At 59.0% G+C, this 26,594-nt stretch carries 24 protein-coding genes; 17 read left to right on the top strand and 7 right to left on the bottom strand.

Features of this window, described 5'->3' with window-relative positions:
- Nucleotides 1-341: 341 nt before the first annotated feature.
- On the bottom strand, nucleotides 342-1,631 hold the full coding sequence (gene gltA, locus DXT77_RS26650) for a citrate synthase (protein ID WP_007959044.1): 1,290 nt from the start codon (nucleotides 1,629-1,631) through the stop codon (nucleotides 342-344).
- Between the two features lie 364 nt (nucleotides 1,632-1,995).
- Between gltA and sdhC the strand changes: the two genes are divergently transcribed.
- The 12 genes from sdhC (at nucleotide 1,996) to DXT77_RS26710 (ending at nucleotide 16,306) form a co-directional block, all read left to right on the top strand.
- On the top strand, nucleotides 1,996-2,370 hold the full coding sequence (gene sdhC, locus DXT77_RS26655; protein ID WP_011333113.1) for a succinate dehydrogenase, cytochrome b556 subunit: 375 nt from the start codon (nucleotides 1,996-1,998) through the stop codon (nucleotides 2,368-2,370).
- Entirely contained in the window at nucleotides 2,364-2,732 is a 369-nt protein-coding gene (sdhD, locus tag DXT77_RS26660) for a succinate dehydrogenase, hydrophobic membrane anchor protein (protein WP_085710546.1), read from the top strand. Before sdhC ends, sdhD begins: the two co-directional genes overlap by 7 nt.
- A gap of 3 nt (nucleotides 2,733-2,735) precedes the next feature.
- A complete protein-coding gene (sdhA, locus tag DXT77_RS26665) occupies nucleotides 2,736-4,508 on the top strand; it encodes a succinate dehydrogenase flavoprotein subunit (RefSeq protein ID WP_085710547.1) in 1,773 nt (590 codons plus the stop codon).
- A gap of 11 nt (nucleotides 4,509-4,519) precedes the next feature.
- Nucleotides 4,520-5,224 carry a succinate dehydrogenase iron-sulfur subunit gene (locus tag DXT77_RS26670; RefSeq protein ID WP_065260469.1) on the top strand — a complete coding sequence of 235 codons (705 nt, stop codon included), beginning with the start codon at nucleotides 4,520-4,522 and terminating at the stop codon, nucleotides 5,222-5,224.
- Between the two features lie 272 nt (nucleotides 5,225-5,496).
- The gene (locus tag DXT77_RS26675) at nucleotides 5,497-8,328 is read left to right on the top strand and encodes a 2-oxoglutarate dehydrogenase E1 component (RefSeq protein WP_119429799.1); all 2,832 of its coding nucleotides are present in this window, start codon (nucleotides 5,497-5,499) and stop codon (nucleotides 8,326-8,328) included.
- Between the two features lie 42 nt (nucleotides 8,329-8,370).
- Nucleotides 8,371-9,591, top strand: a complete 1,221-nt coding sequence (gene odhB, locus DXT77_RS26680; RefSeq protein WP_119429800.1) for a 2-oxoglutarate dehydrogenase complex dihydrolipoyllysine-residue succinyltransferase — start codon at nucleotides 8,371-8,373, stop codon at nucleotides 9,589-9,591.
- A gap of 97 nt (nucleotides 9,592-9,688) precedes the next feature.
- The gene (lpdA, locus tag DXT77_RS26685; RefSeq protein ID WP_114881939.1) at nucleotides 9,689-11,125 is read left to right on the top strand and encodes a dihydrolipoyl dehydrogenase; all 1,437 of its coding nucleotides are present in this window, start codon (nucleotides 9,689-9,691) and stop codon (nucleotides 11,123-11,125) included.
- 199 nt (nucleotides 11,126-11,324) lie between these two features.
- Nucleotides 11,325-12,491: an ADP-forming succinate--CoA ligase subunit beta gene (gene sucC, locus DXT77_RS26690; RefSeq protein WP_007959029.1), complete on the top strand. Its 1,167-nt coding sequence runs from the start codon at nucleotides 11,325-11,327 to the stop codon at nucleotides 12,489-12,491.
- Nucleotides 12,491-13,375 carry a succinate--CoA ligase subunit alpha gene (gene sucD, locus DXT77_RS26695; RefSeq protein WP_011333119.1) on the top strand — a complete coding sequence of 295 codons (885 nt, stop codon included), beginning with the start codon at nucleotides 12,491-12,493 and terminating at the stop codon, nucleotides 13,373-13,375. Before sucC ends, sucD begins: the two co-directional genes overlap by 1 nt.
- A gap of 328 nt (nucleotides 13,376-13,703) precedes the next feature.
- Nucleotides 13,704-15,017, top strand: a complete 1,314-nt coding sequence (brnQ, locus tag DXT77_RS26700) for a branched-chain amino acid transport system II carrier protein (RefSeq protein ID WP_085710552.1) — start codon at nucleotides 13,704-13,706, stop codon at nucleotides 15,015-15,017.
- Nucleotides 15,018-15,167: 150 nt separating this feature from the next.
- The gene (locus tag DXT77_RS26705) at nucleotides 15,168-15,905 is read left to right on the top strand and encodes a DUF599 domain-containing protein (protein ID WP_119429801.1); all 738 of its coding nucleotides are present in this window, start codon (nucleotides 15,168-15,170) and stop codon (nucleotides 15,903-15,905) included.
- Nucleotides 15,905-16,306: an MAPEG family protein gene (locus DXT77_RS26710; RefSeq protein ID WP_114881941.1), complete on the top strand. Its 402-nt coding sequence runs from the start codon at nucleotides 15,905-15,907 to the stop codon at nucleotides 16,304-16,306. The genes DXT77_RS26705 and DXT77_RS26710 overlap by 1 nt, the downstream gene beginning before the upstream one ends.
- A gap of 77 nt (nucleotides 16,307-16,383) precedes the next feature.
- Here DXT77_RS26710 and DXT77_RS26715 read toward each other — a convergent pair whose 3' ends face one another.
- Nucleotides 16,384-16,620, bottom strand: a complete 237-nt coding sequence (locus DXT77_RS26715) for a hypothetical protein (RefSeq protein WP_011333123.1) — start codon at nucleotides 16,618-16,620, stop codon at nucleotides 16,384-16,386.
- Between the two features lie 158 nt (nucleotides 16,621-16,778).
- Between DXT77_RS26715 and DXT77_RS26720 the strand changes: the two genes are divergently transcribed.
- From DXT77_RS26720 to DXT77_RS26735, 4 genes are all read left to right on the top strand, one after another.
- Complete coding sequence (locus tag DXT77_RS26720; RefSeq protein ID WP_119429802.1) at nucleotides 16,779-17,255, top strand: PaaI family thioesterase; 477 nt, start codon at nucleotides 16,779-16,781, stop codon at nucleotides 17,253-17,255.
- Nucleotides 17,252-17,704, top strand: a complete 453-nt coding sequence (locus DXT77_RS26725) for a PaaI family thioesterase (RefSeq protein ID WP_119429803.1) — start codon at nucleotides 17,252-17,254, stop codon at nucleotides 17,702-17,704. Before DXT77_RS26720 ends, DXT77_RS26725 begins: the two co-directional genes overlap by 4 nt.
- Nucleotides 17,705-17,785: 81 nt before the next feature.
- Complete coding sequence (gene htpG / locus DXT77_RS26730; RefSeq protein ID WP_085710674.1) at nucleotides 17,786-19,690, top strand: molecular chaperone HtpG; 1,905 nt, start codon at nucleotides 17,786-17,788, stop codon at nucleotides 19,688-19,690.
- Between the two features lie 68 nt (nucleotides 19,691-19,758).
- On the top strand, nucleotides 19,759-20,487 hold the full coding sequence (locus tag DXT77_RS26735) for a dienelactone hydrolase family protein (protein ID WP_119429804.1): 729 nt from the start codon (nucleotides 19,759-19,761) through the stop codon (nucleotides 20,485-20,487).
- Between the two features lie 42 nt (nucleotides 20,488-20,529).
- On the opposite strand, the gene DXT77_RS26740 is transcribed toward DXT77_RS26735, so the two are convergent.
- Both DXT77_RS26740 and DXT77_RS26745 read right to left on the bottom strand, forming a co-directional pair.
- Nucleotides 20,530-21,420 (bottom strand): pirin family protein, encoded by an 891-nt coding sequence (locus tag DXT77_RS26740; protein WP_119429805.1) that lies wholly within the window; start codon nucleotides 21,418-21,420, stop codon nucleotides 20,530-20,532.
- A 61-nt stretch (nucleotides 21,421-21,481) separates the two neighbouring features.
- Nucleotides 21,482-21,898 (bottom strand): OsmC family protein, encoded by a 417-nt coding sequence (locus tag DXT77_RS26745; protein WP_065260454.1) that lies wholly within the window; start codon nucleotides 21,896-21,898, stop codon nucleotides 21,482-21,484.
- Between the two features lie 377 nt (nucleotides 21,899-22,275).
- Here DXT77_RS26745 and DXT77_RS26750 point away from each other — a divergent pair, with 377 nt between their 5' ends.
- Nucleotides 22,276-23,901 (top strand): methyl-accepting chemotaxis protein, encoded by a 1,626-nt coding sequence (locus tag DXT77_RS26750; protein ID WP_119429806.1) that lies wholly within the window; start codon nucleotides 22,276-22,278, stop codon nucleotides 23,899-23,901.
- A 53-nt stretch (nucleotides 23,902-23,954) separates the two neighbouring features.
- On the opposite strand, the gene DXT77_RS26755 is transcribed toward DXT77_RS26750, so the two are convergent.
- The 3 genes from DXT77_RS26755 to purM are packed head-to-tail and all read right to left on the bottom strand — an operon-like array spanning nucleotide 23,955 to nucleotide 26,385.
- A complete protein-coding gene (locus DXT77_RS26755; protein WP_085710569.1) occupies nucleotides 23,955-24,668 on the bottom strand; it encodes a DUF3108 domain-containing protein in 714 nt (237 codons plus the stop codon).
- A gap of 8 nt (nucleotides 24,669-24,676) precedes the next feature.
- The gene (purN, locus tag DXT77_RS26760; RefSeq protein WP_119429807.1) at nucleotides 24,677-25,327 is read right to left on the bottom strand and encodes a phosphoribosylglycinamide formyltransferase; all 651 of its coding nucleotides are present in this window, start codon (nucleotides 25,325-25,327) and stop codon (nucleotides 24,677-24,679) included.
- Nucleotides 25,327-26,385 carry a phosphoribosylformylglycinamidine cyclo-ligase gene (purM, locus tag DXT77_RS26765; RefSeq protein ID WP_114881949.1) on the bottom strand — a complete coding sequence of 353 codons (1,059 nt, stop codon included), beginning with the start codon at nucleotides 26,383-26,385 and terminating at the stop codon, nucleotides 25,327-25,329. The genes purN and purM overlap by 1 nt, the downstream gene beginning before the upstream one ends.
- Between the last annotated feature and the right edge of the window lie 209 nt (nucleotides 26,386-26,594).

Here is a 26,594-nt window from a genome sequence, read left to right on the forward strand (position 1 = left end):
CGCAGCGCCGTGCGGCGAAGCCGCATACATCGAGAGGAGGTGCAGCGAAGCAAACCGTAGGCGATGCCCCCTGATGGACACCGTAGCGAGGGAACACTGAGCCTAAGCGAAGTGCCGTACGCCGGGGTCAAGACTTTTTGGTTACTTTTTTGGCGTTTGAAAAAAGTGACTCGCTGTAAGAGCGAAACCGCCAGCGGCAGCACCCGCAGAAACGGATATGTACTCAATCAACTAAGAACCCAGTCGGCCCAAAGGCCGCTGAGATACCCCAAACAAAAACGGCCCCCATTCTCATGGAGGCCGTTTCCGGTACAACGCTAAGACGCTATCGCAAGACAGCTTTATTTGCGGTCTTCCAGCTTGGTGATATCCCGCGACTCATAACCAGTGTACAGCTGGCGCGGACGGCCAATCTTGTACGGGCTGGAGAGCATTTCCTTCCAGTGCGAGATCCAGCCGACAGTGCGTGCCAGGGCGAAGATCACGGTGAACATGCTGGTCGGAATGCCGATCGCCTTGAGGATGATCCCCGAGTAGAAGTCGACGTTCGGGTACAGCGAGCGCTCGATGAAGTACGGGTCGGTCAGGGCGATCTCTTCCAGGCGCATGGCCAGTTCGAGTTGCGGATCGTTCTGGATGCCCAGTTCCTTCAACACTTCGTCGCAGGTCTGCTTCATCACGGTCGCACGTGGGTCGCGGTTCTTGTAGACGCGGTGACCGAAGCCCATCAGCTTGAACGGATCGTTCTTGTCCTTGGCCTTGGCGATGAACTTGTCGATGTTCGAGACATCACCGATTTCATCCAGCATGGTCAGCACGGCCTCGTTCGCACCGCCGTGGGCAGGGCCCCACAGTGCGGCGATACCGGCGGCGATACAGGCGAACGGGTTGGCACCCGAGGAGCCCGCCAGACGCACGGTGGAGGTCGAAGCGTTCTGCTCGTGGTCGGCGTGGAGGATGAAAATCCGGTCCATGGCCTTGGCGAGTACCGGGCTGATCGGTTTGATCTCGCACGGGGTGTTGAACATCATGTGCAGGAAGTTTTCCGCGTACGACAGGTCGTTGCGCGGGTACATCATGGGTTGGCCCATGGAGTACTTGTAAACCATCGCGGCCAGGGTCGGCATCTTGGCAACCAGGCGGATCGCGGAGATTTCGCGATGCTGCGGGTTATTGATGTCGAGGGAGTCGTGGTAGAAGGCCGAGAGGGCGCCGACTACACCACACATGACGGCCATCGGGTGGGCGTCACGGCGGAAGCCGTTGAAGAAGGTCTTCAGCTGTTCGTGAACCATGGTGTGGTTCTTCACGGTGCCGACGAACTGGGCCTTTTGCTCTGCAGTCGGCAGTTCGCCGTTCAGCAGCAGGTAGCAGGTTTCCAGGTAGTCCGACTTTTCAGCCAGCTGTTCGATCGGGTAGCCGCGGTGCAACAGGATGCCGTTGTCGCCGTCGATATAGGTGATCTTCGATTCGCAGGAAGCGGTCGACATGAAACCGGGGTCGAAAGTGAAGCGGCCCGTGGCCGTCAGGCCCCGAACATCGATTACATCGGGACCAACGGTGCCGGTTAAAATGGGCAGCTCGACGGGGGCTGCGCCCTCGATGATCAACTGCGCTTTTTTGTCAGCCATGTGGCCTCCTATTTATGCTTGAAATCATCAGACAGACCCCCCACGCAGGGCCCGCACCACTATAGTGAGATAAATTCGAATGTCAATTTGCCTAAAGTCTTGCTCCAGAAGGCTTTAACCGCACTTTTTCCTCGAAATTGCCTGCCATTTACGCCTTTTATACAACTTGTGCAATCAGCTATTGGGGGTAGGCGATTGCGTTGTCATTAGTAGCCTAACTGTCTATACTCGGCGACCGACCGCCAAGGGCTTTTGGGCTTGCTTTCATTGGGGGTCGCATCCCTGGGTGGTGGTTACCTGACCAGTGCACTCCCCAACAACTTTGCCCTGATTGTTAGGGGCTCTTCAGTGTGAAAAAAAAGCCGTGAAAAGCCAACGACCTGTAAACCTAGACCTAAGGACCATCAAACTCCCCATCACCGGCGTTACGTCGTTTCTTCACCGTGTTTCCGGCATCATCCTCTTCCTGGGCCTTGGCATCATGCTTTATGCATTGGGCAAATCCCTGGGTTCCGAGGAAGGTTATGTCGAGGTGAAGGCATGCTTGACCAGCCCGCTGGCCAAGTTCGTAGCATGGGGCCTCCTGTCCGCTCTGCTGTATCACCTGGTTGCCGGTGTGCGCCACTTGATCATGGACATGGGCATCGGTGAGACGCTGGAAGGCGGCCGCCTGGGCTCGAAACTGATCATCGCCGTTTCCGTGGTGCTGATCGTTCTGGCAGGAGTTTGGATATGGTAACCAGCGTTACAAACCTTTCGCGTTCGGGCCTCTATGACTGGATGGCACAGCGTGTGTCTGCGGTCGTTCTCGCGGCTTATTTCATTTTCCTGATCGGCTACCTCGCCGCTCACCCGGGCATCGGCTATGAACAATGGCATGGCCTGTTCGCCCACAACGGAATGCGTATCTTCAGTCTGCTGGCACTGGTTGCCCTGGGCGCTCACGCCTGGGTCGGCATGTGGACCATCGCGACCGACTACCTGACGCCGATGGCGCTGGGCAAGTCCGCGACTGCAGTACGTTTCCTTTTCCAGGCAGTATGCGGCGTCGCGATGTTCGCTTACTTCGTCTGGGGTGTGCAGATTCTCTGGGGTATCTGATTCATGGCTAACATTCCAACGATTTCTTTCGACGCCATCATCATTGGTGGCGGCGGTGCCGGCATGCGCGCTGCGCTGCAGCTGGCACAGGGCGGTCACAAGACTGCCGTGATCACCAAGGTCTTCCCGACCCGTTCGCACACTGTATCCGCCCAGGGCGGCATCACCTGCGCCATCGCGTCCGCTGACCCGAACGATGACTGGCGCTGGCACATGTACGATACCGTCAAGGGTTCCGACTACATCGGTGACCAGGACGCTATCGAATACATGTGTCAGGAAGGCCCGGCTGCCGTTTTCGAGCTGGACCACATGGGTCTGCCGTTCTCGCGTACCGAAACCGGCCGTATCTACCAGCGTCCTTTCGGCGGTCAGTCGAAGGATTACGGTAAAGGCGGGCAGGCCGCCCGTACCTGCGCCGCTTCCGACCGTACCGGTCACGCGCTGCTGCACACCCTTTATCAGGGCAACCTGAAAGCCGGTACCACGTTCCTGAACGAGTACTACGCTGTCGATCTGGTCAAGAACGATGCAGGCGACTTCGTCGGTGTGATCGCAATCTGCATCGAAACCGGTGAAACCACCTACATCCGCGCCAAGGCCACCGTGCTGGCGACCGGCGGTGCAGGTCGTATCTACGCGTCCACCACCAACGCCCTGATCAACACCGGTGACGGCGTCGGCATGGCTCTGCGTGCTGGCGTGCCGGTACAAGACATTGAAATGTGGCAGTTCCACCCGACCGGCATCGCCGGCGCCGGTGTACTGGTTACCGAAGGTTGTCGTGGTGAAGGTGGTTACCTGATCAACAAGCACGGCGAGCGTTTCATGGAGCGTTATGCTCCGAACGCCAAAGACCTGGCTGGTCGTGACGTGGTTGCCCGCTCGATGGTTAAGGAAATCATCGCCGGCAACGGTTGCGGTCCGAATGGCGACCACGTAATGCTCAAGCTCGACCACCTGGGCGAGGAAGTACTGCACAGCCGTCTGCCAGGCATCTGCGAACTGTCGAAGACTTTCGCACACGTTGACCCGGTGGTTGCTCCGGTTCCGGTTGTTCCGACCTGCCACTACATGATGGGCGGCGTTGCCACCAACATTCACGGCCAGGCAATCACCCAGAACGCCGAAGGCGTGGACCAGATCATTCCTGGTCTGTTCGCCGTAGGTGAAGTGGCTTGCGTATCGGTTCACGGCGCCAACCGTCTGGGCGGCAACTCGCTGCTCGACCTGGTGGTCTTCGGTCGCGCCGCCGGCCTGCACCTCGAGAAAGCTCTGACTGACGGCATCGAATACGATGACGCCACCGAAGCCAACATCGAGGCTGCCCTGGCACGCCTGAGCGCGCTGAACAACCGTACCGACGGCGAAGACGTCGCTACCCTGCGTCGCGAGCTGCAAAGCTGCATGCAGAACTACTTCGGTGTATTCCGTACCGGCGAATACATGCAGAAGGGTATTGCCCAGCTGGCCGATCTGCGCAAGCGCATCGCCAACGTGAAGATCAACGATAAGTCGCAGGCGTTCAACACTGCACGTATCGAAGCGCTGGAACTGCAAAACCTGCTGGAAGTGGCTGAAGCTACCGCCATTGCTGCCGAAGTACGTAAAGAGTCCCGCGGCGCTCACGCCCGTGAAGACTTCGAAGACCGTGACGACGAAAACTGGCTGTGCCACACCCTGTACTTCCCGGGTGAGAAACGTGTCGCCAAGCGTGCCGTGAACTTCTCGCCGAAGACTGTTCCGACTTTCGAACCAAAAGTCCGGACTTATTAAGGGTGACCGCCATGTTGAAAGTCAGTGTTTATCGTTACAACCCTGATCAGGACGCTGCGCCGTTCATGCAGGAATTCCAGGTCGATACCGGTGGTAAAGATCTGATGGTGCTGGACGTGCTGGCCCTGATCAAAGAGCAGGACGAAGGTTTCTCCTATCGTCGCTCATGCCGTGAAGGTGTTTGCGGCTCTGACGGCATGAACATCAACGGCAAGAACGGCCTGGCGTGCATCACGCCGCTGTCCGCTGTCGTCAAAGGTAACAAGCTGGTCATCCGTCCTCTGCCAGGTTTGCCGGTTATCCGTGACCTGGTCGTCGATATGAGCATCTTCTACAAGCAATACGAGAAGGTTAAGCCATTCCTGCAGAACGACACGCCGGCTCCGGCCATCGAGCGTCTGCAGTCCCCTGAAGAGCGTGAGAAGCTCGACGGTCTGTACGAGTGCATCCTGTGCGCCTGCTGCTCGACCTCTTGCCCGTCCTTCTGGTGGAACCCGGACAAATTCCTGGGTCCGGCCGCACTGCTGCAAGCGTACCGCTTCCTGGCAGACAGCCGTGACACCAAGACGTCCGAGCGTCTGGCGTCCCTCGATGACCCGTTCAGCGTCTTCCGCTGCCGGGGCATCATGAACTGCGTCAACGTATGTCCGAAAGGCCTGAACCCGACTAAGGCCATCGGTCACATCCGTAACATGCTGCTTTCGAGCGGCGTGTGATTCAGAAGCTGTAACTGCCGCTGTAAAAAGCGGCATCGCTGCACCGTACAGGTCAAGGCGCGGGCTTCAACCCGCGCCCTGGCTATAACCAGAGCAACAGCCATAAGCTGCGGCTCTTATTTTGAAGAAATGAGACAAGCAGGGGCATCCGGGCTGGTACCCGGACTATCAGTGTGATCCTAAGTGGCTTGTTTTGGTCGCTGCATTCGGACTTCTGCAAGTTTGCTCGGTGTCGACACCGGTGGTGTTCCCCTAACCGAGGGTGACCAAGCATGCAAGAAAGCGTGATGCAGCGCATGTGGAACAGCGCCTACCTTTCCGGAGGTAACGCTGCCTATGTGGAAGAGCTTTATGAGCTCTACCTGCACGACCCTAACGCTGTGCCAGAAGAGTGGCGCAACTACTTCCAGAAGTTGCCTGCCGACGGCAACTCCTCCACCGATGTTTCGCACTCCACAATTCGCGATCATTTTGTGCTGCTGGCGAAGAACCAGCGCCGCGCCCAGCCGGTTTCCGCCGGCAGCGTGAGCACTGAGCACGAGAAGAAGCAAGTTGAAGTGCTGCGATTGATCCAGGCCTACCGTATGCGTGGCCACCAGGCAGCCCAGCTTGACCCGCTGGGACTGTGGCAGCGTCCTGCACCTGCAGACCTGTCGATCAATCATTACGGCTTGACCAATGCCGATCTTGATACGACCTTCCGTGCCGGCGACCTGTTCATCGGCAAAGAGGAAGCGAGCCTACGCGAAATTCACGAAGCGTTGCAGCAGACATATTGCCGCACCATCGGCGCTGAATTTACGCACATCACCGATTCCGAGCAGCGCCAGTGGTTCCAGCAGCGTCTGGAAAGCGTACGTGGCCGTCCGGAATACTCCGCCGACATCAAGAGCCATCTGCTCGAGCGCGTGACGGCCGGTGAAGGCCTGGAAAAATACCTGGGTACCAAATACCCGGGCACCAAGCGTTTCGGTCTGGAAGGCGGCGAAAGCCTGATTCCGATGCTCGATGAACTGATCCAGCGTTCCGGTTCCTACGGTACCAAGGAAGTCGTCATCGGCATGGCCCACCGTGGCCGTCTGAACGTGCTAGTCAACACCTTCGGCAAGAACCCGCGCGAGCTGTTCGACGAGTTCGAAGGCAAGAAGAAGGTCGAGCTGGGTTCCGGTGACGTTAAATACCACCAGGGCTTCTCGTCCAACGTGATGACCGCCGGCGGTGAGGTTCACCTGGCCATGGCGTTCAACCCGTCCCACCTGGAAATCGTTTCCCCGGTGGTCGAAGGTTCGGTGCGTGCCCGTCAGGACCGTCGCAACGACGCGACCGGCGAAAAAGTACTGCCGATCTCCATCCACGGTGACGCTGCATTCGCAGGTCAGGGCGTGGTGATGGAAACCTTCCAGATGTCGCAGACCCGCGGTTTCAAGACCGGCGGTACCGTGCACATCGTGATCAACAACCAGGTCGGTTTCACCATCAGCAACCCGCTGGACTCGCGTTCCACCGAGTACGCCACCGACGTTGCGAAGATGATCCAGGCGCCGATCCTCCATGTGAATGGCGATGATCCGGAAGCCGTACTGTTCGTGACCCAGCTGGCCATCGACTACCGCATGCAGTTCAAGCGTGACGTGGTGATCGACCTGGTCTGCTACCGTCGTCGCGGCCACAACGAGGCCGACGAACCAAGCGGCACCCAGCCGCTGATGTATCAGCAGATCACCAAGCAGCGCACCACCCGTGAGCTGTACGCTGATCGTCTGACCCAGGGCGGTGTGCTGGATGCAGAGCGTGTTCAGGCGAAAGTCGACGAATACCGCAACGCGCTGGACAACGGTCTGCACGTAGTGAAATCGCTGGTCAAAGAGCCGAACAAAGAGCTGTTCGTGGACTGGCGTCCGTATCTGGGCCACGCCTGGACTGCGCGTCACGACACTCGCTTCGATCTGAAGACCCTGCAGGAACTGTCCGCCAAGCTGCTGGAAATTCCGGAAGGCTTCGTGGTTCAGCGTCAGGTCGCGAAGATCTACGAAGACCGTCAGAAGATGCAAGCCGGCGGCCTGCCGATCAACTGGGGTTACGCCGAAACCATGGCGTACGCGACCCTGGCGTTCGAAGGTCACCCGATCCGCATGACCGGTCAGGACATCGGCCGCGGTACGTTCTCGCACCGTCACGCTGTGCTGCACAACCAGAAAGATGCCGGCACCTACATTCCGCTGAAACACCTGTACGAAGGTCAGCCACGCTTCGACCTGTACGACTCGTTCCTGTCGGAAGAAGCGGTACTGGCGTTCGAATACGGTTACTCGACCACCACGCCGAACGCGCTGGTGATCTGGGAAGCCCAGTTCGGCGACTTCGCCAACGGTGCGCAGGTTGTTATCGACCAGTTCATCACCAGCGGCGAGCACAAGTGGGGCCGTCTCTGCGGTCTGACCATGCTGCTGCCGCACGGCTACGAAGGCCAGGGCCCTGAGCACAGCTCGGCACGTCTTGAGCGTTACCTGCAGCTGTGCGCCGAGCACAACATTCAGGTGTGCATGCCGACGACTCCGGCGCAGATCTACCACTTGCTGCGTCGTCAGGTGATCCGCCCGCTGCGCAAGCCGCTGGTAGTGCTGACTCCGAAGTCGCTGCTGCGTCACAAACTGGCAATCTCGACGCTGGAAGATCTGGCCGAAGGTTCGTTCCAGACCGTTATCCCGGAAATCGATGCACTGGACCCGAAAAAGGTCGAGCGCGTGGTTCTGTGCAGCGGCAAGGTCTACTACGACCTGCTGGAAAAACGCCGTGCCGAAGGCCGCGAAGATATCGCCATCGTGCGTATCGAGCAGCTGTACCCATTCCCTGAGGACGACTTGAAAGAAGTCCTGGCTCCTTACACCAACGCCAAAGCGGCTGTCTGGTGCCAGGAAGAGCCGATGAACCAGGGCGCCTGGTACTGCAGCCAGCACCACCTGCGTCGCAGCATCAGCAACCTCAACAAATCTCTCGTACTTGAGTACGCGGGCCGTGAGGCTTCTGCTGCACCTGCATGTGGTTACGCATCGATGCACGCCGAGCAGCAGGAAAAACTGCTGCAAGACGCGTTTACCGTTTAACGCCTTCGCGCACCTGAAACCGAATTTAAGGAACCACAGACAATGGCTATCGAGATCAAAGCCCCCACTTTCCCGGAATCGGTTGCCGATGGCACCGTTGCCACCTGGCACAAACAACCGGGCGACGCCGTCAAGCGTGACGAACTGATCGTCGACATCGAAACCGACAAGGTCGTTCTGGAAGTGCTGGCCACCGCCGACGGCGTGCTGGGCGCAATCGTCAAGGGCGAGGGCGACACCGTCCTGTCCGACGAAGTCCTGGGCTCCATCGTTGAAGGCGGCGCTGCTGCCGCTGCTCCGGCTGCCGCTGCTGCTCCGGCCGCTGCTGCCGCTGCCCCGGCTGCTGCCGGCACTGACGAAGATGCAATCGCTGCTCCGGCCGCTCGCAAGCTGGCCGAAGAAAACGGCATCAACCTGGCTTCCGTAAAAGGCACCGGCAAAGACGGCCGTGTGACCAAGGAAGACGTGGTTGCCGCTGTTGAAGCGAAGAAATCCGCTCCGGCTGCTGCACCGAAAGCTGCTGCTCCGGCCGCTGCCGCTCCTGTGTTCGCCGCTGGCGACCGCATCGAGAAGCGCGTTCCGATGACCCGCGTTCGTGCCACCGTTGCCAAGCGTCTGGTTGAAGCCCAGTCGAACATGGCGATGCTGACTACTTTCAACGAAGTCGACATGACCGAAGTCATGGCCCTGCGTTCGAAGTACAAGGACCTGTTCGAGAAGTCCCACAACGGCGTACGCCTGGGCTTCATGTCGTTCTTCGTGAAGGCTGCCACCGAAGCGCTGAAACGCTTCCCGGCGGTCAACGCTTCGATCGACGGCAACGACATCGTTTACCACGGCTACGCCGACATCGGCGTTGCTGTTTCCAGCGACCGTGGCCTGGTAGTTCCGGTTCTGCGTAACGCCGAACACATGAGCCTGGCTGAAATCGAAGGCGGCATCGCCACCTTCGGCAAGAAGGCCCGTGACGGCAAACTGTCGATGGACGAGATGACCGGCGGTACCTTCACCATCACCAACGGTGGTACCTTCGGTTCGATGATGTCGACCCCGATCGTCAACCCGCCGCAGGCAGCGATTCTGGGCATGCACAACATCATCCAGCGTCCGATGGCCATCAACGGTCAGGTCGTTATCCGTCCGATGATGTACCTGGCACTGTCCTACGATCACCGTCTGATCGATGGCAAAGAAGCTGTGACTTTCCTGGTGACCATCAAGAACCTGCTGGAAGATCCGGCTCGTCTGTTGCTGGATATCTGATAGAAGCAGCCATGAGCTGCAGGTTTCAGGCTGCCGGAAACGGCAGTCTGGCTTGCAGCTTGCGGCTTGAAGCTTTTCGCTAAAGAGGATTTTTTGAATGTCGCAGAAATTTGACGTAGTAGTGATCGGTGCCGGCCCTGGCGGCTACGTAGCTGCCATCAAGGCCGCGCAACTCGGTCTGAGCACTGCCTGCATCGAGAAGTACACCGATGCTGAAGGCAAGCAAGCCCTGGGCGGCACCTGCCTGAACGTAGGCTGCATTCCGTCCAAGGCGCTGCTGGACAGCTCCTGGAAATACAAGGAAGCCAAAGAAAGCTTCAACGTTCACGGTATCTCGACCGGCGAAGTCAAAATGGACGTCGCTGCGATGGTCGGCCGCAAGGCCGGCATCGTCAAGAACCTGACCGGCGGCGTTGCCACCCTGTTCAAGGCCAACGGCGTTACTTCGATCCAGGGCCACGGCAAGCTGCTGGCCGGCAAGAAAGTCGAAGTCACCAAGCCGGACGGCTCGGTTGAAGTCATCGAAGCTGAAAACGTCATCCTGGCTCCAGGTTCGCGTCCGATCGACATTCCACCGGCTCCGGTTGATCAGAAAGTCATCGTCGATTCGACTGGCGCTCTGGAATTCCAGGCCGTACCTAAGCGTCTGGGCGTGATCGGCGCTGGCGTGATCGGTCTGGAACTGGGTTCGGTATGGTCGCGTCTGGGTGCAGAAGTGACTGTCCTGGAAGCCCTGGACACCTTCCTGATGGCAGCGGACACCGCCGTTTCCAAGGAAGCGCTGAAAACCCTGACCAAACAGGGTCTGGACATCAAGCTGGGCGCTCGCGTTACCGGTTCGAAAGTGAACGGCGACGAAGTCGTTGTGAACTACACCGATGCCAACGGCGAACAGACCATCACTTTCGACAAGCTGATCGTAGCCGTTGGTCGCCGTCCGGTGACCACTGATCTGCTGGCTGCCGACAGCGGCGTGACCCTGGACGAGCGCGGTTTCGTGCACGTTGACGATCACTGCGCCACCACCGTACCGGGCGTCTATGCCATCGGTGACGTGGTTCGCGGCATGATGCTGGCTCACAAGGCCTCGGAAGAGGGCATCATGGTTGTCGAGCGCATCAAGGGTCACAAGGCCCAGATGAACTATGACCTGATCCCTTCGGTTATTTATACTCACCCGGAAATCGCATGGGTTGGTAAAACCGAGCAGGCCTTGAAAGCTGAAGGCGTTGAAGTTAACGTCGGCACCTTCCCGTTCGCAGCATCCGGCCGTGCCATGGCCGCCAACGATACCGGTGGTTTCGTCAAGGTCATCGCCGATGCCAAGACTGACCGCGTATTGGGCGTGCACGTGATTGGCCCGAGCGCTGCAGAACTGGTTCAGCAGGGCGCGATCGGTATGGAATTCGGCACCAGCGCTGAAGACCTGGGCATGATGGTTTTCTCCCATCCGACCCTGTCCGAAGCCTTGCACGAAGCAGCTCTGGCAGTGAATGGCGGCGCCATCCACATTGCCAACCGCAAGAAGCGTTAAGACACAATAAGAAACCACGGCGGTACGGCCCGTCGTGAGCCTTGCGTGCAAGACTCACCGCGGAATGTCCGCTGGACGCAGCCTTGCGTAGCTGCACCGGGTATCCGGAAAGGCTACGCAAGCAGCAGTCACAGGTGGCGCGGCACTCATCAAGAGCGCAGCGCCGAATGCGCAGTACCTAACGAAGACGGTAAAAAGCATGAATCTTCACGAGTATCAGGGTAAGCAGCTGTTCGCTGAATACGGCCTGCCAGTTTCCACTGGTTTCGCAGTAGACACCCCGGAAGCAGCAGCAGAAGCTTGCGACAAAATCGGCGGCAACGAGTGGGTTGTCAAAGCCCAGGTTCACGCCGGTGGTCGCGGTAAAGCGGGCGGCGTCAAGCTGGTTCGCAGCAAAGAAGACGCCAAAGCCTTCGCACAGCAGTGGCTGGGCAAGCGTCTGGTGACTTACCAGACTGATGCCAATGGCCAGCCAGTCACCAAGATCCTGGTTGAATCGTGCACTGATATCGCTAAAGAGCTGTACCTGGGCGCTGTCGTTGACCGTTCGAGCCGTCGCATCGTGTTCATGGCTTCCACCGAAGGTGGCGTGGACATCGAGAAAATCGCTCACGACACTCCAGAAAAAATTCTGAAAGCCACCATCGATCCACTGGTTGGCGCTCAGCCGTTCCAGGGTCGCGAGCTGGCATTCCAGCTGGGTCTGGAAGGCAAGCAGGTTGCTCAGTTCGCCAAGATCTTCGTAGGTCTGGCCAAGCTGTTCAAGGATCACGACCTGGCTCTGCTGGAAGTGAACCCGCTGGTGATCAAGGCTGACGGCGATCTGCACTGCCTGGACGCCAAGATCAACATCGACGCCAACGCAATGTACCGTCAGCCTAAGCTGAAGACTTTCCACGATCCGTCCCAGGACGATCCGCGCGAAGCGCACGCTGCCAAGTTCGAACTGAACTACGTGGCGCTGGAAGGCAACATCGGCTGCATGGTGAACGGTGCCGGCCTGGCCATGGGTACCATGGATATCGTCAACCTGCACGGCGGCAAGCCAGCCAACTTCCTCGACGTAGGTGGTGGTGCTACCAAAGAACGCGTTACCGAAGCTTTCAAGATCATTCTGTCCGACAGCAATGTCGCAGCAGTACTGGTTAACATCTTCGGCGGCATCGTTCGTTGCGACATGATTGCCGAAGGCATCATCGGTGCAGTGAAAGAAGTCGGCGTGAAAATCCCGGTTGTTGTTCGTCTTGAAGGCAACAACGCTGAACTGGGCGCTAAAGTACTGGCAGAAAGCGGTTTGAACATCATCGCTGCTACCAGCCTGACCGACGCTGCTCAACAAGTCGTTAAAGCTGCGGAGGGCAAGTAATGAGCGTCCTGATCAATAAAGACACCAAAGTAATCTGCCAGGGCTTCACCGGCGCGCAGGGTACTTTCCACTCCGAACAAGCCATTGCCTACGGCACCAAAATGGTTGGCGGCGTGACTCCAGGCAAGGGTGGCACCACTCACCTGAACCTGCCTGTGTTCAACACCGTGAAAGAAGCCGTAGAAGCCACTGGCGCCACCGCCAGCGTGATCTACGTTCCGGCTCCTTTCTGCAAGGACTCGATCCTGGAAGCAGCATTCGGCGGCATCAAGCTGATCGTCTGCATCACCGAAGGCATTCCTACCCTGGACATGCTGGACGCGAAAGTTAAGTGCGACGAGCTGGGTGTTACCCTGATCGGCCCTAACTGCCCAGGCGTGATCACTCCGGGCGAGTGCAAGATCGGCATCATGCCAGGTCACATCCACTTGCCAGGCAAGGTCGGTATCGTTTCCCGTTCCGGCACCCTGACCTACGAAGCTGTTAAGCAGACCACTGACGCCGGTTTCGGTCAGTCGACTTGCGTCGGCATCGGCGGTGACCCGATCCCGGGTTCGAACTTCATCGACATCCTGAAGCTGTTCCAGGAAGACCCGAAGACCGAAGCGATCGTAATGATCGGCGAGATCGGCGGTTCGGCTGAAGAAGAAGCGGCTGCCTACATCAAGGCCAACGTGACCAAGCCGGTTGTTTCCTACATCGCTGGTGTGACTGCTCCTCCGGGCAAGCGCATGGGCCATGCTGGCGCAATCATCTCCGGCGGCAAAGGCACTGCAGACGAGAAATTCGCTGCTCTGCAAGACGCAGGCGTGAAAACCGTGCGTTCGCTGGCAGACATCGGCAAGGCCCTGGCCGAGCTGACTGGCTGGGAAGTGAAGAAGTAAGCTTCGGCTGACTTTTAGCTCCAGCAACAAAGGCCACCTTCGGGTGGCCTTTGTCGTTTCTGATGTTCGGTTTGACGATGGCGATTTATAGGCAGCTGCCCAATTACATGCAAAAACGCGACACAGACACGTCGCGTATCGGATAGTTCGCCCTCAAACAGTGCGTTTGTCAGACAAATTCGTTAGGCTAGCAGCCATTTTTGCGTCTGCCGCCCACAAGGCATGCAACGCGCTAAACGGGTCAGTCTTATACGGATTGACAGCATTTCCCTAACCCCACAGGGAAATCCCCCTCTAAATTCCGATTCAGTAGTGTGGTATTTCCTTAATGAAAGTTTTGAAAGGTCAGGACATCCTGGCACTTGGCTTTATGACATTCGCCCTGTTCGTCGGGGCCGGCAACATCATCTTCCCGCCTATCGTCGGTTTGCAGTCCGGGCCAAACGTCTGGATGGCGGCGCTGGGCTTCCTGATCACGGCGGTCGGTCTGCCGGTGATCACCGTTGTCGCGCTGGCCAAGGTCGGCGGGGCGATGGATGCCTTGAGTACGCCGATCGGCAAGATCGCCGGTGGTGTGCTGGCAGCCGCGTGCTATCTGGCGGTCGGCCCGTTGTTCGCCACGCCGCGTACCGCGACCGTATCGTTCGAGGTAGGTCTGGCGCCACTGACCGGCGAAAGCCCGCTGGCGCTGTTCCTCTACAGCTCGGTGTATTTCCTGCTGGTGTTCTTCATCTCGCTTTATCCGGGCCGTCTGCTGGATACCGTGGGGCGTTTCCTCGCGCCGCTGAAGATCATCGCCCTGGCGGTACTCGGCATCGCTGCGTTCGCGCTGCCGGCCGGTGACATCGGCGTGGCCACTCCGGAATACGTCGCTGCACCGTTCTCTCAAGGCTTCATCAATGGTTATCTGACCATGGATACTCTGGGCGCCCTGGTGTTCGGTATCGTCATCGTCAACGCGATCCGTTCCCGTGGCGTTGAATCGCCGGCGCTGATCACCCGTTACGCGATCATCGCCGGGCTGATCGCCGGCGTCGGTCTGGCGCTGGTGTACGTCAGCCTGTTCCGTCTGGGTTCCGGCAGCCATGAAGTGGCTGCGGGTGCAACCAACGGCGCGGCGGTGCTGCATGCTTATGTGCAACATACCTTCGGTTCGCTGGGCAGCGGTTTCCTCGCGGTGCTGATCTCCCTGGCGTGTCTGGTGACGGCGGTCGGCCTGACCTGTGCCTGCGCCGAATACTTCAGCCGCATCGTGCCACTGTCCTACAAGACGCTGGTGATCATCCTCGCGGCGTTTTCGCTGCTGGTGTCCAACCTGGGCCTGACCAAGCTGATCGCGTTCTCGATCCCGGTGCTGACCGCGATCTACCCGCCGTGCATTGTGCTGGTGGCCCTGAGCTTCTGTGCCGCGTTCTGGCATGAGCAGAGCCGCATCATGGGCCCGGTGATGCTGGTGTCGTTCGTGTTCGGCACTATCGACGCACTGAAAGGCGCCGGTCTGGCCGACTGGATGCCATCGCAACTGTCCCACTTGCCGCTGAGCGAGCAGGGTCTGGCGTGGCTGGTGCCATGCGTGATGACCCTGGTGGTCGCAGTGGTTTGTGACCGCCTGCTGGGCAAACGCGCCGAAGCCTTGGCCTAAGATGGCCGGCCCGTCACAAGCGGGCTTGGGCGATTAAACAGAAATGCCCCGTATCAATCGATACGGGGCATTTTTTATGGGCGTCAGGCAGTGTCTTTTCCTTTCGGCTAACGTCGAAGGGGAGCCGAAATCTTCCACACAGGAATTTGCATGTCGTTCATCCAAGCCAACCTGATCCACCTGCTTGCCGCGCTCTGGTTCGTCATCTGCTGGGGCGGTTACACCCGTTATGCCACCTGGAAGGCCCGTGACACGGCGTGCCTGGCCAGCGTGTTGCACCTGTACCGCGAAGACTGGATGCGCCGCATGCTTATGCGTGACAACCGCATTGCCGATGCCAGTGTGATCGGCAACCTGGAGCGCAACGCCTCGTTCTTCGCGTCCAGCACACTGATCATCCTGGCCGGCATCCTGACTGTGCTCGGTGCCTCTGAACGTGCAGTGTCGTTGCTGGCGGACATCCCGATGGTGCAGCAGGCCTCCCAGGGCATGTCGGAGATCAAGTTGCTGTGCCTGGCGCTGGTGTTTGTCTATGCGTTCTTCACATTCAGCTGGTGCATGCGTCAGTACAACTTTGCGGCGGTTCTGGTGGGCTCGGCGCCGATGATCGGTGAGCGTCAGGTGTCCGAGCAGGAGCGCAAGGCGTTCGCTTCCCGGGCGGCGCGGGTGATTTCGATGGCGGCGAACCAGTTCAACTTCGGTCTGCGCTCCTATTACTTCGGCATGAGCATGCTGGCGTGGTTCGTCAGCCCGTGGCTGTTCATGCTGATGAGTGCGGGGGTGGTACTGGTGTTGTATCGCCGCGAGTTTCATTCCGACGTGCTCGATGTAATGGTCTATACCCCTACAGAGGCGCCGTTGCCCGAAACGATCAAAGAGGCTCCTTGATGAGTATTCCATTCTGGTGTGTGTTTATCAGTGCGTTGTTGATTTACGTGGCGCGCATGCCCGTTGGCAAAGCCATGAAAGAGCAGGGTGGTTACAACAATCACCTGCCGCGTCAGCAACAGGCGCAGCTCACCGGCTACGGCGCCCGGGCACTGGCGGCACATCAGAACAGCATCGAAGCGTTCATCCTGTTTGCCGTGGGTGTGTTGATGGCGCATACCACGCAAACGGCAGGATGGTTGATCGATACGCTGGCGATCATCTTTGTGATCGCACGGATTCTCTACTTGTGGTTTTACCTGGCCGATATCCCGAAGCTGCGCAGCCTGGTGTGGCTGATCGGCTTAGTGTGTTCATTGTTGCTGATGATTAGTCCGACTTTTAAAACCGCATTGCTCTAACAAGGCATTACCAAAAAATGACAGGCAAAAGAAAACCCGCACTTGGCGGGTTTTCTTTTTTGCCATCGAGAAGCGGCTTATTGCTTCTTGGCAGCTTCTTCTTGCGCTGCAGCGTTCGATTCGGCCTGATCTTTGGCGGCTTCGGCGTTTTCTTTCGCCGCGTCGTTCACTTTATCCTGAGCTTCATTCATTTTCTGCTGAGCTTGTTCAGCATGTTGGTTGGCATCTTGAGCTTTGTCCTCGGATTTTTTATCGCAGGCAGCGAGACCGAGGGAAGCGGTCAACATCAAGGCAATAGCTAAAGTCTTACGCATGGGGTGTTTCTCCTTATGGAAAATAACTACTGGCCTTAAGAGCGCACCCCCAAGGGTTAAGTTCCTCATTTCTCACAGATATATAAGTTTGTTTTGCAATGGAACTTTTGCTGTTCTTTCCACTACCGGGAACAGTGACTAACAAGAGTAATGATCAAATGGCCGAAAACCCTGTTTTTGAGCGTGCGACCCGCTTTCTCTCGGCCCTGCGCCACTGCCAGGTACTGGGTTTGAAAGTGCACAGCGCCAGCAGCGAAGGCCTGACGGTGGTCTTGCCGTACAGCGCACAAATCGTTGGCAACCCGCTGACTGGCGTGGTCCACGGCGGGGCGATCACGTCGCTGATGGACACTGCGTGTGGCATGGCCACCTTGTGTGTTTTACCGGAATTTGAAGTCTGCCCGACCCTGGATTTGCGTATCGACTATATGCACGCCGCCGAACCGCACAAAGACGTCTACGGTTTCGCCCAGTGCTACCGGGTCACCACCGACGTGATCTTCGCCCGAGGCTTCGCCTATCAGGACGATCCCGAGCACCCCATTGCCCACGTCGTCGGCACCTTCATGCGCATGGGCAAGGGACTCAAAGGAACCAAGGGCTTTGATGGTGCGATCAAGGGAGAAACCCCATGAGCGATGATTTCAAGCGGCAACTGCAAGAAGCCCACGAGAAGGGTGACTATGCGCCGCTGTTGGCGTTGATCCCCTACGCCGGACTGATCGGCGTCGAGTGCGCTCGGGTCGGGGATGACCTGCTGTTCAAGCTGCCGGCAAACAAGGACAACATTGGTAACCCTTTATTGCCGGCAATCCACGGCGGGGTGATTGCCGGGTTCATGGAGCTGTCCGCTGCGCTATACCTGCTGATTTTCACCGGTGCGCCTGGTGTGCCGAAGATCATAGACTTTTCCCTCGATTACCTGCGGGCCGGGCAGTTCCGCGATACCTGGGCCCGGTGTCAGGTCTGCCGTCAGGGGCGGCGGGTGGCCAACGTCGCGGTCACGGCCTGGCAAAGCACCGAAAGCGAACCGATTGCCACCGCCCGCGCCCACTTCAAAATTGACGAGCCCTTGAAATCCTGAACGCCGCCCCCAACTCAGTGAACAACCCGCCGCAGACCATCTGGGTCGCGGCCAATGCCATCTGATTGGAGTTTGATGACCATGAGTGTGGAAACTCAAAAGGAAACCCTGGGCTTCCAGACCGAGGTGAAGCAACTGCTGCACCTCATGATCCATTCGCTGTATTCCAACAAGGAAATCTTCCTTCGCGAATTGATCTCGAACGCCTCCGACGCCGTCGACAAATTGCGCTTCGAAGCCCTGGCCAAGCCTGAGTTGCTCGAAGGTGGCGCTGAACTGAAAATCCGTGTGAGCTTCGACAAGGACGCCAAGACCGTCACCCTCGAAGACAACGGCATCGGCATGAACCGCGACGATGTGATCACCCACCTGGGTACCATCGCCAAATCCGGCACCGCCGATTTCATGAAAAACCTGTCGGGCGACCAGAAGAAGGATTCGCACCTGATCGGTCAGTTCGGCGTGGGTTTCTATTCCGCTTTCATCGTTGCCGACCAGGTTGACGTATACAGCCGTCGCGCCGGCTCCGCAGCCAGCGAAGGCGTGCACTGGTCGTCGAAAGGCGAGGGCGAGTTCGAAGTCGCCACCATCGACAAGCCAGAGCGCGGCACCCGTATCGTCCTGCACCTGAAATCCGGTGAAGACGAGTTCGCCGATGGCTGGCGTCTGCGCAACATCATCAAGAAGTACTCCGACCACATCGCGCTGCCGATTGAGCTGCCGAAAGAAGTGGCCGCTGCCGAAGGCGAAGAGAAGCCTGAAGTTGAATGGGAAACCGTCAACCGCGCCAGCGCCCTGTGGACCCGTCCTCGCACTGAAGTGAAAGATGAGGAATACCAGGAGTTCTACAAACACATCGCCCACGACTTCGAAAATCCGCTGTCGTGGAGCCACAACAAGGTCGAAGGCAAGCTCGAGTACAGCTCGCTGCTGTACGTACCGGCCCGTGCCCCGTTCGATCTGTACCAGCGTGAAGCGCCGAAAGGCCTGAAGCTGTACGTACAGCGCGTGTTCGTGATGGATCAGGCCGAATCGTTCCTGCCGCTGTACCTGCGCTTCATCAAGGGCGTGGTCGATTCCAACGACCTGTCGCTGAACGTGTCGCGGGAAATCCTGCAGAAAGACCCGATCATCGACTCGATGAAGTCGGCGCTGACCAAGCGCGTGCTGGACATGCTGGAAAAACTGGCGAAGAACGAACCTGAGCAATACAAGGGCTTCTGGAAAAACTTCGGTCAGGTCATGAAAGAAGGCCCGGCAGAAGATTTCGCCAACAAGGAAAAAATTGCCGGTCTGCTGCGTTTCGCATCGACCACCGAAGGCGACGGCGAGCAGATCGTCGGTCTGGCCGACTACCTGGCTCGCGCCAAGGAAGGTCAGGACAAGATCTACTACCTCACCGGCGAAACCTACGCGCAGGTCAAGAACAGCCCGCACCTGGAAGTCTTCCGCAAGAAAGGCATCGAAGTGCTGCTGCTGACCGACCGCATCGACGAGTGGCTGATGAGCTACCTGAGCGAATTCGACGGCAAGAGCTTTGTCGACGTCGCGCGCGGTGACCTGGACCTGGGCAACCTGGACTCGGAAGAGGACAAGAAGGCCGCAGAAGAAGTCGCCAAGTCGAAGGAAGGTCTGGTCGAGCGCCTGAAAACCGCGCTGGGCGAGTCCGTTGCCGAAGTCCGCGTTTCCCATCGCCTGACCGATTCGCCGGCCATCCTGGCCATCGGCGAGCAGGACCTGGGTCTGCAAATGCGTCAGATCCTCGAGGCCAGCGGGCAGAAGGTGCCGGATTCGAAGCCGATCTTCGAGTTCAACCCGAGCCACCCGCTGATCGCGAAGCTCGACAACGAGACCAGCGAAGAGCGTTTTGGCGACCTGTCGCACATCCTCTTCGACCAGGCCGCCCTGGCGGCTGGCGACAGCTTGAAAGACCCGGCTGCTTACGTAAGCCGTCTGAACAAGCTGCTGGTTGAGCTGTCCGCTTGATCAAGCTGTAGAAAAACCCGCTTCGGCGGGTTTTTTCATTCTGGTATTCAACCCATCAGGAGTCAGAAATGAGCCAAGTCACTGTACGTTCCGTGGTCTATCAGATCGATGGCCAGCCTTATGAAGGTCGATTGGCGTTCGACACCGAGCACAAAGGCGCGCGTCCGGGCCTGTTGATGGCACCGAACTGGATGGGTGTCAGCGCTGGCGCGGAAGAGATCGCCAAATCCGTGGCGGCCAAGGGTTATGTGGTGCTGATCGCCGACGTGTATGGGCAAGCCGTGCGTCCGCAGAATGGCGATCAGGCGGGTGCGGCGATGATGCCGCTGAAGAATGACCGTGCACTGCTGCGCAAGCGTATGCAGGCTGCGTTCGAACAATTGCAGAAGCAGGGCGAAGCCGCAGTCGATACCTCGAAACTGGCGGTGTTCGGTTTCTGCTTCGGCGGTTGCTGTGCACTGGATCTGGCCCGTACCGGTGCAGCGGTCAAGGCTGCCGTGTCGTTCCACGGCACGCTGGATTCGCCGAACCCGGCGGACGCGAAGAACATCAAGGGCTCGGTGCTGGTGCTGCACGGTGCTTCCGATCCGCTGGTGCCGAAAGAGCAACTGCCGGCATTCGAAGACGAGATGAACGCGGCCGGTGTGGACTGGCAATTGCTGAGCTACGGCGGCGCGGTGCACTCGTTCACCGACCCGCACGCCAATGTGCCGGGCAAGATGATGTACGACGCAAAAACCGCCAAGCGCGCTTTCAAGTCGATGCATGATTTGCTGGAAGAAGTGTTCAAGGGCTGATTCGGTTGAAAGCACTCCCACGCCTGGCGTGGGAGTGTTCGTTTACAGCGGTGTCGGCTCGCTGCGGGATTTCGGCAGTTCGATCCGCTCGACTTCCCCCGGCACCGTCGGCCAATCCCCGGCCGCCCACTTGCGCCGCGCTTCATCGATCGCCGCCGGATCGCTCGCGACGAAATTCCAGTTGATCCGCCGTGGCCCATCCAGTGGCGCGCCGCCGAACAGCACGGCATGACTGTCGCTCTCGGCGAACAGGCTCATCTCTTCCCCGGCCGGCAACACCACCAGATCGTGGGGCTCCACGGTTTCCCCGTTCAATTGCACATCACCGCTCAACACGTAGAGCGCTCGCTCCTCATGTTCGGTGGGGATCAGCAGGGTGGTTGCAGTCTGCATCTTCAGTTCGGCATACAGCGTCGGAGAAAGCACCGGCACCGGCGATTCCAGGCAAAAGCCTGACCCGGCAATCATGCGGATCTGCACGCCGAGGTTATCGCTGACCGGCAGCGTCGCCGCCGGGTGATGGCTGTAATGTCCCGGACCTTGCTCGTGATCCTTGGGCGAGGCGAGCCAGATTTGCAGCCCGTGCATCTTGAAGCTTTGGTCCCACAGCGGTTCGGGGGTGCGCTCGACGTGAGCGATTGCCGTGCCCGCGGTCATCCAGCTGACATCGCCAGCATTGACGACCTGATCCGAGCCGAGGCTGTCCTTGTGCTGGATCTGTCCTTCAAACAGATAGGTCAGGGTCGACAGACCGATGTGCGGATGCTGTCGGATGTTCATCCCTTTGCCTGCGGGATAAAGCGTTTCAAGCATGTGGTCGAAAAACACGAACGGCCCGACGCTGCGGCATTTGGCTGAAGGCAGCGGACGCAGGATCGGCTGGCCTTCGACGTCTTCGGCGCGCGGGCGGATGATCAGGGGTTGGGTGTCCATGGTCCATTCCAGGCTGGGCGGGTGATGCGTGGAGCATAACCCGCCGGTGTCATCGTGGTGATTACTGGCTGTCGAAGCCTTGTGGGGCGTGGGTTTCGATGGTGACTTCGCTGGTGGTCATCAGTTTGTGAATCGGGCAGCGATCGGCGACGCGCAGCAGTTCTTCGCGCTGGGCATCGGTGAGCACGCCTTTGAGTGTCAGGGTCACGTGCAGGGCGTATTTGCCTTTCTGTTCCTGACTGTTGTCACGCTTCACCTCTACGCCGACGCCCGTGAGCGGAATGTCTTTTTTCTTCGCATACAGCTTCAGGGTCAAGGCCTTGCAGGCGCCGAGGGCGGCGTCGAAATAATCGTGGGGTTCAGGCGCGGAGCCTTCTCCGCCAGCCGTGGTCGGGACATCGGTAAACAGTTCGTGCTCATCGATCTGTACGGTGTGACGGAAACCTTCGGCGGACACGGTATTGACGGTAACGGTCATGTGAACCTCGCAAGCAACAGGAAAAGTCATTCGATCAAATAAGACCTTGCAGGTATAGAGCATTCCCGCAGGGGCGCGTTCCACTTTCTTGCCGGCGTGCGGCAGATCGTCAGGTTATGCCGGTGAGTCGAAGAATACTTGTGCCGGTGTTTCGTCTGCCGACCTGCTTCAAGGTTTTCAGGTAACTTGCCGTTGATCATGCGGCGAACAGCGCTCAAGTCCGGCAAAAGCGTCGCTGAATCGTTAATGCCGAGGGTTCGAAGTATTAAGGCCTTTTGATATCACCTTTTGGTCTTACGCAAATTTTCGCCGGGCCGATACCTTCTAAAGCAGCCAGCTGCAGGGTTGATGCAGCGCTTTTGGAAGGAACCAGAGCAATGAGTATCCGCAGTCTCAATATTGCCCCCCGTGCCGGGCTGGGCTTCGGTCTGTTGGCGCTGATGGTGTTTGCCCTCGGGGCGTTCGCCCTGCTGCAGATGTCGAACATGCGGGCCCAGTCCGACGAGGTCGACAAGAACTGGCTGCCCAGCGTGATGGCGGTGGGCGAAATGAGTCAGGACATGCTGCGTCTGCGCGCCCTGACCATGCGTCTGTTGCTCAATCGCGATCCGCAGGCCCTCGACCAGAATGTCGCCAAGCTCAATGAGCTGCGCAGCGTACTGAGCGAAGCCCAGCAACGTTACGACATATTGATCGTGCTGCCTGAGGAACGGGCGTTGTTCGACCGTTTCAAAGTCGCGGAGCACAAGTACCTGGAATTGCAGGCCCAGGTGATGGCGTTGTCTGCTCAGGGGAAAGTGGAAGACGCCGCAAACATTCTCAATACCCAGATGAACCCGCTGGCCGACGACATCGCCGCGACCCTCAAAGAGCTGGTCGAGTTGAACAAACACAATGCCAACCTCGCCACCGAAGCAGCGCGACTGGTGTTCATCAATTCGCGGGTCTGGGTCGGGGTGATGATCGGCATCACGGCGCTGATCACCATTGGCCTGGCGCTGCTGCTGACCCGCAGCATCGTGGTGCCGCTCTCGCAATCGCTGGGGGTCGCCGAAGTGGTGGCCGGCGGCGATCTGACCGGTGATATCAGCATCATCGGCAAGGATGAGCCGGCGCGGCTGCTGCATGCGCTCAAAAGCATGCAGCACAGCCTGCGCGACACCATCCGACAGATTTCGGAGTCATCCAGCCAATTGGCTTCGGCCTCGGAAGAGTTGAGCTGCGTCACCGAAGATGCGACGCGCGGGTTGCATCAGCAAAGCCTGGAAATCGAGCAGGCCGCCACGGCGGTGAATCAGATGACCGCCGCCGTTGAAGAGGTCGCCAGCAACGCCGTGGCGACTTCCGAGGCATCACGGGAGTCGGACCGCATCGCCCAGCATGGCCGTGAGCAAGTGCAGCAGACCGTGTCGTCCATCGAGCTGCTGGCCGACGATGTCACCGCCAACGCCACGCAGGTGGAGGATCTGGCGCAGAAGGTCTACAGCATCAGCAAAGTGCTGGAGGTGATCCGTTCGATTGCCGAGCAGACCAATCTCCTTGCGTTGAACGCGGCGATCGAAGCGGCCCGCGCCGGTGATGCCGGCCGCGGCTTCGCGGTGGTGGCCGACGAGGTGCGGGCGCTGGCCCATCGCACTCAGCAGTCGACCCAGGAAATCGAACAGATGATCGGCGGTATTCAGCAGGGCACCGATTCGGCGGTCAGTTCGATGCAGCAGAGTAATGTTCGTGCGCGCTCGACACTGGAGCTGGCGAAAGCGGCGGGCGTGGCGCTGGAGGAAATCGCTTCTGCATTCACCTTGATCAACGAACGCAATCTGGTGATTGCCAGTGCTTCTGAAGAGCAGGCTGCCGTGGCGCGGGAAGTGGATCGCAACCTGATGAACATCCGCGACCTGGCGATGCAGACCTCGGCGGGGGCAAATCAGACCAGTGCCGCGAGCCAGGAGTTGTCGCGGCTGGCGGTGGACCTGAACAACATGGTGGCCAAGTTTTCAGTTTGATCACTGAAAGACAGGCGAAAAAAAGCCCCGCGTTTGCGGGGCTTTTCGTTGAATCAGCTGCCTTTGACTGTCTTGCCGTTGACCGTGCCGTCCTGGAGCATGATGTTGTACTCCTTGCCGTCGGTCTCGACCTGTTGCAGACGAACCAGCAGGTAATCCCAGTCCTTGGCGAACCACATGACAGTGGTGCGCTTGCTTTGTGTCGGATCACGCACGCGCTCGACCTTGATCGCGTCGATCTTGCCGGCCTTGGTCTCAACTTTTTCGGTACCCAGGACGCGGAAGTCATAGGTATCGACATCGCCACCGTCGACTACTTGGTAGCTCATGGTCTTCTTGCCGGAGGCGACATCATGCTGCAGCGCCAGCTGGTAGGTGGACTTGTCGACCATGCCGCGGTTCAGCGGGACTTTGACCGCGTCGCCACGGTCGGTGCCGGTGACCAGTTTGTTGTTCCAGTCGAAGTCCAGATCAGCCTTTTTCGCCTTGCCCAGGCCACCACGTTCGAAGTGGTAGGACTGCGGAAGCAGGGTGTCCTTGTCCAGGGTCAGGGTGCTTTCCTCGGACAGGCTGGCGATCATCATCGAAGCCTTGAAGCTGAGCTTCCAGACGCCGTTGGCTTCCTTGGTCAGGCTGCGTTCGGCGGTACCGCTCATGGGCAACTGTTTCCAGTCGGCGGTGTAGCTGGCGGAGAACGGTTGAAGGTCTGCCGCCTGGGCGAAAGGCAGGGCGAGCAGAGCGCAAGCGAAGAGCAGGGCGCGACGCATAAAATCTCCTAGTTTCGAATCAAGTGACCGCTGGCCCCGAGTATCTGGCCATCCAGTAAAGCACCTTGCTCGCCGAGGGTCAGCCGTCCTTCGGCAAACCAGCGTACGGCCATCGGGTAGATCAGGTGTTCCTGAACGTGAACCCGTTGCGCCAGACTCTGCGGCGAATCGTGCAACTCTACCGGTATTACTGCCTGTACGACCAGTGGTCCGCCATCGAGTTCCTCGGTGACGAAGTGCACGGAGCAGCCGTGTTCGGCGTCGCCGGTTTCCAGCGCGCGCTGATGAGTGTGTAACCCTTTGTATTTGGGCAGCAGCGACGGATGGATATTGAGCAGGCGACCCTGATAGTGCCGGACGAAGTCAGCGCTGAGAATGCGCATGAAGCCGGCCAGTACCACGAGTTTCGGGTTGAATTCGTCGATCAGTTCGATCAGGGCGGCATCGAAGGCCTCGCGACCTTCGAAACCCTTGTGATCCAGCGAGCGGGTGGCGATACCCGCGTCACTGGCGCGTTGCAGGCCGTAGGCGTCGGCGCGGTTGGAAATCACCGCAGCGATGCGGACCGGGCTGTCGCCGGTCCGCGTGCTGTCGATCAGGGCCTGCAAGTTACTGCCGGTGCCGGACAACAGCACCACGACATCACAGGTATTAGGCATTAGTGAGCCTTGAGGTTTTTCAGCTCGACCTGGGCAGCGCCTTCGGCAGCGACACCGATCTGGCCGATGACCCAAGGCTGTTCGCCGGCATCACGCAGGGTGTTCAGGGCAGTTTCAACGTGCTCCTGAGCCACGCAGATCACCATGCCCACGCCGCAGTTCAGTACGCGGTGCATCTCGGTTTCGTCAACGTTGCCTTTCTCTTGCAGCCAGTCGAAGACGGCCGGGCGAGTCCAGCTGGCCACGTCAACCACGGCTTGAGCGCCTTTTGGCAGAACGCGCGGGATGTTGTCCAGCAGGCCGCCACCAGTGATGTGGGCCATGGCCTTGACGGCGCCGGTGTCCTTGATCAGCTTGAGCAGCGGCTTGACGTAGATGCGGGTCGGGGCCATCAGCAGATCGGTCAGCGGCTTGCCGTCGAGCTGAACGGTTTCGATGTCGGCGCCGGATACTTCGATGATCTTGCGGATCAGCGAGTAGCCGTTGGAGTGCGGGCCGGACGATGGCAGGGCGATCAGGGCGTCACCGGTGGCGACTTTCGAGCCGTCGATGATTTCGGCTTTTTCCACGACGCCGACGCAGAAACCGGCCAGATCGTAGTCTTCGCCTTCGTACATGCCAGGCATTTCAGCGGTTTCGCCGCCAACCAGCGAGCAGCCAGCCAGTTCGCAGCCTGCACCGATACCGGTGACGACAGTGGCGGCCACGTCGACGTTCAGCTTGCCGGTGGCGTAGTAGTCAAGGAAGAACAGTGGCTCGGCGCCGCACACCACCAGGTCGTTGACGCACATGGCGACCAGGTCCTGGCCGATGCTGTCGTGCTTGTTCAGGTTCAGTGCCAGACGCAGCTTGGTGCCGACGCCGTCGGTGCCGGAAACCAGTACTGGCTGCTTGTAGCCGGCCGGGATTTCGCAGAGGGCGCCAAAACCGCCCAGGCCGCCCATGACTTCCGGGCGCGCAGTGCGCTTGGCGACGCTCTTGATGCGTTCGACCAATGCTTCACCGGCGTCGATGTCTACACCGGCGTCCTTGTAGCTCAGGGAGGGTTGCTTGCTCATGATCCAGGCCTTTAGGGGAGGGGATTCAGGGGTAACGACCGAGTTCAGCGGGAACTTCGAAATCGAGGGGGCGATGGCCTCACGCGAGTTTCGAGGTGCCCGGCTGTTGCCGGTCTGCGAAGGCGCGCGATTTTATCAGGCTTGAGGGGCAGCGGCCATCCTCACGCCGACGGGCAGGGGCATATCGGCCGAAATTTTTTGCAAATGAA

Source organism: Pseudomonas sp. 91RF (assembly GCF_003576265.1).
Taxonomy (GTDB): Bacteria; Pseudomonadota; Gammaproteobacteria; order Pseudomonadales; family Pseudomonadaceae; genus Aquipseudomonas; species Aquipseudomonas kribbensis.